Below are 8,153 nucleotides of genomic sequence, written 5' to 3' on the forward strand. Positions count from 1 at the left end.
GGGGAGGCACGGCCGAGGCGGCCCCGGGGGGCGAGGTGGCCGACCCGTACTTCGGCGGCGCCGGCCCGGCCCGCAAGGCCTGCGTGGAGTGCGGCGAGTGCATGACCGGCTGCCGGCACGGCGCCAAGAACATGCTCACCGAGAACTACCTGTACCTGGCCGAGAAGGGCGGCGCGGAGATCCACCCGCTCACCACGGTGGCCCGGATCCGGGAGATCGGCGGGGCCGACGGGGACCGGGGCTTCGCCGTGGACGTGCGCCGCACCGACGCGCGCTCGAAGACCGACCGGGTGAAGGCGGGCGCGCGGACCATCACCGCGGCCCGGGTGGTCGTCGCGGCCGGCACCTACGGCACCCAGTCGCTGCTGCACCGGATGCGGGACGGCGGCCACCTGCCCCGGATCTCGGAGCGGCTGGGCGAGCTGACCCGGACCAACTCCGAGGCCCTGGTGGGGGCGCAGACCACCGACCGGCGCTACGGCGCCAAGGCGGACTTCACCAAGGGCGTGGCGATCACCTCCTCGATCCACCCGGACGCCAACACCCACATCGAGCCGGTCCGCTACGGCAAGGGCTCCAACGCGATGGGCGCACTGTCCATCGCCCAGGTCAGGGGCGGCGGAACGCTCCCGCGCTGGCTGCGCTACCTGGGCAACTCGGCGCTCCACCCGGTGACCTTCGCCCGCTCGATGAACCAGCGCCGCTGGTCCGAGAAGACGATCATCGGCCTGGTGATGCAGTCGCTCGACAACTCGATCACCGTCTCGCTGCGGAAGGGCCCGCTCGGCAAGGCCCGGCTCACCTCCGCCCAGGGCCACGGCGAGCCCAACCCGACCTGGATCCCGGCGGCCGAGCGCGGCGCCCAGGCGCTGGCCGACGAGATCAACGGCTTCCCCGGCAGCACCGTCGGCGAGATCTTCGACATCCCGATGACGGCGCACTTCCTGGGCGGCTGCCCGATCGGCGACGCCCCCGGGACCGGCGTGGTGGACCCGTACCACCGGCTGTACGGCTACCCGGGCATCAGCGTGGTGGACGGTTCGGCCGTCTCCGCCAACCTGGGCGTCAACCCCTCGCTCACCATCACGGCCCAGGCCGAGCGTGCCCTGTCGATGTGGCCGAACAAGGGCGAGGCGGACCCGCGCCCGGCCCAGGGCGAGGAGTACCGGCGGGTCGCGGCGGTGGCGCCGGTGCGGCCGGCCGTGCCCGAGGGCGCGTTCGGCGCGCTGCGGCTGCCGCTGCTGCCCGTCCCGGAGGTCCCGAAGAAGCGCGGCTGAACCCGGTCCGGCGGGCCAATCCGCCTGCGCCGGTTCCCGGTTGACAGCCGTTCGGGTCCGATGGGATAAACGGGCTCCCTGGGGCGGCCAGGAACTCGTCGAGCGGGGGGAACGCGGGCCATGGCCAACTGCACATCGTGCGGGGCGACTTCGGCGGAGGGGGCGCCCGCCTGCGGGTCGTGCGGCCGGCCGTTCGCGCCCCCGGCCCCGCCGACCGCCCCGCCGACCGTCCCGCCGGCCGCCGTCCCGCCGCCACCTCCGGGTGCGGCTGCGCCCGTTCCGCCGTCCGTGCCGCCGACCGGGTACGGTCCACAGCCGGGGTACGGGGCCGCGGCCGCGGCCCCGCCCGCCCTGGGCAGCTGGGGTGCCGGGCAGTCGTACGACAGGCAGCCCGCCCTCCAGCGCCTGCTGACGGCCGCGGACTGGCGCCCGGCGGCCAGGGCGGCCGTCGCGCCGACCCTCGTCCTGCTGGCCGTGGCGCTGGTCGCGGCGGTCCCCGGCGACTACCAGTACCAGTACCGGTTCGAGGCGCCCGGCTTCGGCGAGCGCTTCGGCGCGATGCTGTCGATGACCCTGAACGCGCTCGGCGCGCCGTTCCGGCTCGCCTACCAGGGCTCGGTGGGCCGGGGTCCGGGCGGCTGGACCGAGACCGTCCGGGTGCTGCCGATGACCGTCACGGTCCTGTGGTGCCTGGCGCTCTGGCTCGGCCTGCGGGCCGGGCTGCGCCGGCGCAAGGCGGCCGAGGGCCAGCTGACCCGGGGCCAGGCCGCCGCCGAGGCGATGCGCACCGCGGCGGTCCTCGCGGCGGTGAGCCTGGCGCTCGGCCTGGTCGGCGGTACGGACTGGAGCCCGGACGGCCGCGGCGTGAAGTCCGACTACTTCGACTCCCGGGGGAAGCCGGAGCTGCTGGTCACCGCGGACTCCGGCTGGCTGGAGGCGGTCGCCTGGACCGTGGTGCCGGCCGCCCTGCTGGCCTTCCTGGTGTACGGCACCGACGCGCTGCGCTGGGCGGCCTGGCGCAGCCGCTCGGTGCGCGGCTGGGCGGTGGCCGCGCTGACCGCCGGCCAGGCGCTCGCGGTCTCGGTGGGGCTGTCCTCGGTGGCGGCCTTCCTGCTGGTCGCGCTGAACAGCGACGACGGGGCGTTGACCGGGGTCTCGCTGGCCTTCCTGCCCAACCTCGGCCTCGGTCTGCTCGGCTTCGGCTCGGGGGCGGGCTTCCGGACGCACACCGGTCTGTCCGGTGACGGCGGCGGCTCGTGGCGCGACCGCAGCAACGACACCGAGTTCTCCTTCTTCGACCTGCGGGACCTGGGTGCCGACTGGCGCTGGGCCGGCCTGGCCGCGCTCGTCGCGGCGGGCGTGCTCGGCTGGGCGGCGTACCGGCGGCGCCTGGACGCGACCGACCGGCTGCGCCTGGCGGCCCTGCACGCCGGGGCGCTCACCCTGCTGATGGCGCTCTCCGGGGCGCGGTTGGTGGAGACCACGTCCATGGCGGGCTGGACCGAGACCGCCCGGATGGAGTTCTCGCAGGAGTCCTCGGCCGGGCTGGTGTTCCTGGGCACGCTGGTGGCCAACGCGGTCTGGGCGCTGGTCGGCGCCCTGCTGGTGCCGCCGCTGCTGGTGGCCGTCCGCGACCGGGGCGCGGGCGCGCCGAACGGCGCGGTGCCGTACGCCGAGTCCCCGTTCGCCCGTGCCCAGGGCGGCGCGCCGCACCCGGCGACGGTGCCGCCGCAGGTGCCGTACGCGACGCCGCCGCACGGCGTTCCGGCGCAGCAGGGCGGTCCGGTGCCGGGGTACGGCGGGCCGGCGCGGGCCGTCGTGCCGCAGGACGCGCCGTTCGACTCCGGGGGCGGGGTGAGCGAGGTGCTCGACTCGCACGAGGAGCCGCCCGTCCCGGCCGGCGGGGCGCCGGTGCCCGGCGCGGTGCCGCCGCCCCCGGCCGAGGAGCCGGTCGACCCGAGCGTCTGGCGCAAGCACCCCTGACCCGGGCGGCCGTCGGGGTGCCGGAGGCCGGGAGCACGGTGCCGGAGGCTGGGAGCACGGGGAAAGGGCAAAGGGCCCCGCGGGGGAACGGGGCCCTTTGTCGTTCAGCACTCGGCGTCAGGGCCGCGCCGGTGCTGGGGTGACGGCGCCGGGGGAGGAGCGCCGTCGTGTCGGTCGGCTTCGGGGTGCGCCGCGCGGCTCCGGCGTGGGTGGCCGGCCGTGCGGGGCGCGCACCTCCGTGCGCGGCGGGTCGGCACGCAGGTCTGCGCCGGTCCCACGCTCACGGAGCGTGAACTGACAATCGCTGCCACCGCCCTGCGGCGCGGCTGCGGAGAACGCCGTCGCGGGCCTCCTCGGTGGGCCGTGAGGCGCCGGGAGAACCGCTTACAACGAGCATCGTGCTGGACAAGGGGCTCGCTCTGCAACCGGTTCGGCACAGTTCGGCACAGAGCATTTCCCGACGGGGCCGCCATCGATGATCACGGTGCGTAGTGGTTCGGATGGTTGTGGCGCACGGGGACGCGCGTAGCGGCACGAGGTGGACGGGGGAGTGCGCCCGGGCGCGCACCGGAACGGACCGGGGGTGCGACGGCCGGTCCCGGGCGTCCCCGGACTCCGGCCGTCCCACCTCTCGGCCCAGTCGCGGCCGGGGTCGCTGTCCCCTGCTCGCCGGCCGCGGCACCCGCGCACGGTCCCACGGAGCCGCGCGCCCGGCGGACCGGGCGGCGGCACCACGTGCGCCGGTGGACTGGGGTGGAGCTCCACGCGTGGTCCTGCTGCCGTACGGTGCCCCCGCGGGGACGGGCGGCGCGTCTGGCGGACGCGGCGCGGCCGTACGTTCGTCAGAAGCAACGAACCGCGGCCCCGCCCGGTCACGGTTCATTGGACGGGCAGACGAGTGAAACCGGACAGCCCGGTAGAATCGGTGTCCAGACACCCCACACCGTCCGCCGCAGCCGCAGTCCCGCCGGGGAGGCGGCCACGCGTGACACCTCGATACCGCTGCCGGAAGGCCGTCTGTGTCCTCTGCAATTCCCGTCCAGTCCGCGCCGGACAACGACCCCGTCCTGGTGGTCGACTTCGGCGCCCAGTACGCCCAGCTCATCGCCCGTCGGGTGCGTGAGGCGCGGGTCTACAGCGAGATCGTGCCGAGCAGCATGCCGGTCGCCGAGATGCTCGCCAAGAACCCCAAGGCGATCATCCTCTCCGGTGGCCCCTCGTCGGTCTACGAAGACGGCGCGCCGCAGATCGACCGCGCGATCTTCGAGGCCGGTGTCCCGGTCTTCGGCATGTGCTACGGCTTCCAGCTGATGGCCAAGAGCCTCGGCGGCACCGTCGACAACAACGGCGCCCGCGAGTACGGCCGCACCCCGCTGACCGTCTCCCGCACCGGCTCCACCCTGTTCGAGGGCGTCCCGGCGCAGCACTCGGTGTGGATGTCGCACGGCGACGCCTGCTCCGCCGCCCCGGAGGGCTTCGCCGTCACCGCCTCCACCGACCTGGTCCCGGTCGCGGCCTTCGAGAACGACGAGGCCCGGCTCTACGGCGTCCAGTACCACCCCGAGGTGCTGCACTCCGACCACGGCCAGCAGGTCCTGGAGCACTTCCTCTACCGCGGCGCCGGCATCGCCCCGACCTGGACCACCGGCAGCGTGGTCGACGAGCAGATCGCCCTGATCCGCGAGCAGGTCGGCGACAAGCGCGCGATCTGCGGCCTGTCCGGCGGCGTGGACTCCGCGGTCGCGGCCGCCCTGGTCAACAAGGCCATCGGCGACCGGCTGACCTGCGTCTACGTCGACCACGGCCTGATGCGCAAGGGCGAGACCGAGCAGGTCGAGAAGGACTTCGTGGCCGCCACCGGCGTCCAGCTGAAGGTCGTCGACGCCGCCGAGCGCTTCCTGAACGCGCTGAAGGGGGTCACCGACCCCGAGGAGAAGCGCAAGATCATCGGCCGGGAGTTCATCCGGGTCTTCGAGCAGGCCCAGGCCGAGATCGTCGCCGAGGCCGGCGAGCAGGGCGAGTCGGTCGACTTCCTGGTCCAGGGCACCCTGTACCCGGACGTGGTGGAGTCCGGTGGCGGCACCGGCACCGCCAACATCAAGTCCCACCACAACGTCGGCGGCCTGCCCGAGGACCTCCAGTTCCAGCTGGTGGAGCCGCTGCGCAAGCTGTTCAAGGACGAGGTCCGGATGGTCGGCCAGGAGCTGGGCCTGCCGGAGGAGATCGTCCAGCGCCAGCCGTTCCCGGGCCCGGGCCTGGGCATCCGGATCGTCGGCGAGGTCACCAAGGAGCGTCTGGACCTGCTCCGCGACGCCGACGCGATCGCCCGGGAGGAGCTGACCGCGGCCGGTCTGGACCGCGAGATCTGGCAGTGCCCGGTCGTGCTGCTCGCCGACGTCCGCAGCGTGGGCGTGCAGGGTGACGGCCGCACCTACGGCCACCCGATCGTGCTGCGCCCGGTCTCGTCCGAGGACGCCATGACCGCCGACTGGTCGCGCCTGCCGTACGACGTGCTGGCGAAGATCTCCACCCGGATCACCAACGAGGTCCGCGACGTGAACCGCGTCGTCGTCGACGTCACCAGCAAGCCGCCGGGCACCATCGAGTGGGAGTGATCACTCCCGCCGGCCGCCGGGACGCTTCTTCGTCCTGAGGCCGATGCCTGAACGGTCGCGCCGTCGTTCCCGTACTGGAGGGAGCGACGGCGCGACCGTTTGCGGTGCGGGCGTCGCTCTCCGGGAGGACCTCCCACCGAAAGCGGCCGGGAGCGGGCAGAATGCGGACCGGACCTGTCAGGGACTGGCAGGCGGCGAGGGAAGGTGTGAGGGATGTCGGAGGCCAGCAACTCGGTGCCGGCCGGTGGCGGCGCGGCCGGCCGGGCCGCCAGGGCGGCGCGACTGCGGGCGCTCGCGTCCACGTACGCGCTGCTGCCTCTGCGGCTCTTCCTCGGCGTCACCTTCGTCTACGCCGCGCTCGACAAGCTCTCCGACGCCCACTTCCTGGCCGGGGCGGGCGACCCGGCGTCCTTCGTCTCGCAGACCCAGGCCGCCAAGGCGGGCGGCAGCCCGATCTCCTTCCTGCTCGGCCCCGCCCTCGACCACCCGACCCTGTTCGCGCTCGCCGTCGCCTTCGGCGAGCTGGCGGTGGGCCTGGGCACCCTGCTCGGCCTCTGGGGCCGGGTCGCCGCGCTCGGCGGCGCGCTGCTCAACCTCAGCCTGTGGCTGACCGTCAGCTGGAGCGTCTCGCCGTACTACCTCGGCAACGACCTGGCCTACCTGATGGCCTGGACGCCGCTGCTGCTGGCCGGCACGCCGTACCTGTCGGTGGACGGCTACCTGGCCCGCCGGGCCGGACGGGACCGCGCGCGCGGGCTGGGCGAGGACCACGTCAAGCGCCGGGCCCTGGTGGACGGCGGGATCGCGGCCGTCGCGATCGGCGGGGCCGGGCTGCTCACCGGCTCGCTGACCCGGACCTTCGGCCGGGACAAGCCGGCCGCGCCCGAGCCGTCGGCGGCCCCGGTCTCCGCCGTCCCGTCCGCCGCGGCCCCGGCCTCCGGTGCCCCGGCGACGGCGCCCACGGTGCCCGCCGCGAGCGTGCCGGTCGGCGGCTCGGCCCAGGTCAAGGACCCGGCCACCGGGGACGCCGTCTACATCGTCCAGCCCAAGGCCGGCCAGTACTGCGCCTTCTCCGCGGTGTGCACCCACTCCGGCTGCGCCGTGGACGCGCCGAAGAACGGCCAGCTGTACTGCCCCTGCCACGGCTCCCGGTTCGACGCCGCGACCGGTGCGGTGGTCAACGGGCCGGCGGTCAAGCCGCTGCCCAAGTACGCCGTCAGCAAGGACGGGGACCGGCTGGCCCTGGGCCCGCAGCAGAGCTGAGGGCCCGGAGCCGGTCAGGGGCGGCCCGGGACGTCCGGGGGCCTGCCGCGGACGCTCACTCCTCGCGGTCGGGCCGGCCGCGCCGGGCCACCGCCGCGACCGCGCCGGCCAGGCCGCCGACACCGAGCACGATGAAGGTGACCGGGATGACGATCCGCCCGTTCACCGACTGGTCGTTGAGCGCCGCGACCAGGTAGAGCACCGCGAGTACGGTGAACAGCGCGCCCGCGATCAGCGAGAACAGGTCGAGCCGGTGCTTCCTCACTGCTGGACCACCTTGATGTTGCCGAGCCCGATGCCGAGTTCGAGATTGAGGGTCCCCTTGGCCGGCTGCCCGTTGGCAGGGCCGATCAGGTAGGTGTGCCGCCCGGTGCCGTCGCTCCGCTCACCCGGGACGGTGACGTTGCCCAGGCCGACCCGGGTCACCAGGTTCACCGTGATGTCGTCCGGCACGGTGACCGTCATGTCGCCGGTTCCGAGGTCGACCTTGGTGGCGAGGGTGGCCCCCGCCGGGTCGAGCGCGGAGAGGTCGAGCCTGATCTGCCCGGCGCCCAGGTTGTACCGGTCGCGCAGGTCGGTCGCCGAGGCGACGGTCCAGTCGCGATCGCCGACGGCGTTGCGCATGGAGTCCGGCGAGTGGCCGACGAAGGCCAGCGCCAGGGTGAGCAGCAGGCCGGTCACCGCCAGCCGGCGGGCCCGGCCGAACTTCGCGCCGACCAGCAGCGTCAGGCCCACCACCAGCAGCGCGGCGGCCAGCACCGTCGCACCCAGCACGGTGGGGTCGTGGTGGTCGGCGGAGGCGGCCCAGACCGCGGCGCCCGCGCCGATCGCCAGCAGGAAGCCGAAGAAGCCGAGCGCCGAGCGCTCCCGGGGGCGCCGTACGGCGGCGGGCGCGGGGCGTCGCCCGGGGTGCTCCTTGCGCAGCGGGTCGCCCTGCGGCAGGTCGGCGCGCTGCCACCAGGGCCGGGCCGGGCCACCGGCCGGCGGCACCGGGGTGCCGAACGGCGGGGTCGGG

At 75.0% G+C, this 8,153-nt stretch carries 5 protein-coding genes and 2 pseudogenes; 5 read left to right on the forward strand and 2 right to left on the reverse strand.

The features are described 5' to 3' along the window. The 5 genes and pseudogenes from ACIQOV_RS16440 to ACIQOV_RS16460 form a co-directional block, all read left to right on the forward strand. Nucleotides 1-1,277 (forward strand): GMC oxidoreductase (locus ACIQOV_RS16440; RefSeq protein WP_401049109.1); only part of this gene is annotated, 1,277 nt, incomplete at its 5' end. A 288-nt stretch (nucleotides 1,278-1,565) separates the two neighbouring features. Continuing rightward, a complete protein-coding gene (locus ACIQOV_RS16445) occupies nucleotides 1,566-3,260 on the forward strand; it encodes a hypothetical protein (protein WP_401049111.1) in 1,695 nt (564 codons plus the stop codon). A 1,019-nt stretch (nucleotides 3,261-4,279) separates the two neighbouring features. Beyond that, nucleotides 4,280-5,875, forward strand: a complete 1,596-nt coding sequence (guaA, locus tag ACIQOV_RS16450) for a glutamine-hydrolyzing GMP synthase (RefSeq protein ID WP_380548910.1) — start codon at nucleotides 4,280-4,282, stop codon at nucleotides 5,873-5,875. Nucleotides 5,876-6,088: 213 nt separating this feature from the next. Continuing rightward, a pseudogene (locus ACIQOV_RS16455) lies at nucleotides 6,089-6,622 on the forward strand (DoxX family membrane protein); the annotation flags it as partial. Between the two features lie 231 nt (nucleotides 6,623-6,853). After that, a complete protein-coding gene (locus ACIQOV_RS16460; RefSeq protein ID WP_359911290.1) occupies nucleotides 6,854-7,138 on the forward strand; it encodes a Rieske (2Fe-2S) protein in 285 nt (94 codons plus the stop codon). Nucleotides 7,139-7,193: 55 nt separating this feature from the next. Here the strand turns inward: ACIQOV_RS16460 and ACIQOV_RS16465 are convergent, their stop codons facing one another. Continuing rightward, nucleotides 7,194-7,403: a hypothetical protein gene (locus ACIQOV_RS16465; protein ID WP_359911252.1), complete on the reverse strand. Its 210-nt coding sequence runs from the start codon at nucleotides 7,401-7,403 to the stop codon at nucleotides 7,194-7,196. Beyond that, nucleotides 7,400-8,153 (reverse strand): annotated as a pseudogene (locus ACIQOV_RS16470) (hypothetical protein); the annotation flags it as partial. The pseudogene ACIQOV_RS16470 and the gene ACIQOV_RS16465, both read right to left, overlap by 4 nt.

This window comes from Kitasatospora sp. NPDC091257 (genome assembly GCF_044757675.1).
Taxonomy (GTDB): Bacteria; Actinomycetota; Actinomycetes; order Streptomycetales; family Streptomycetaceae; genus Kitasatospora; species Kitasatospora lactacystinica.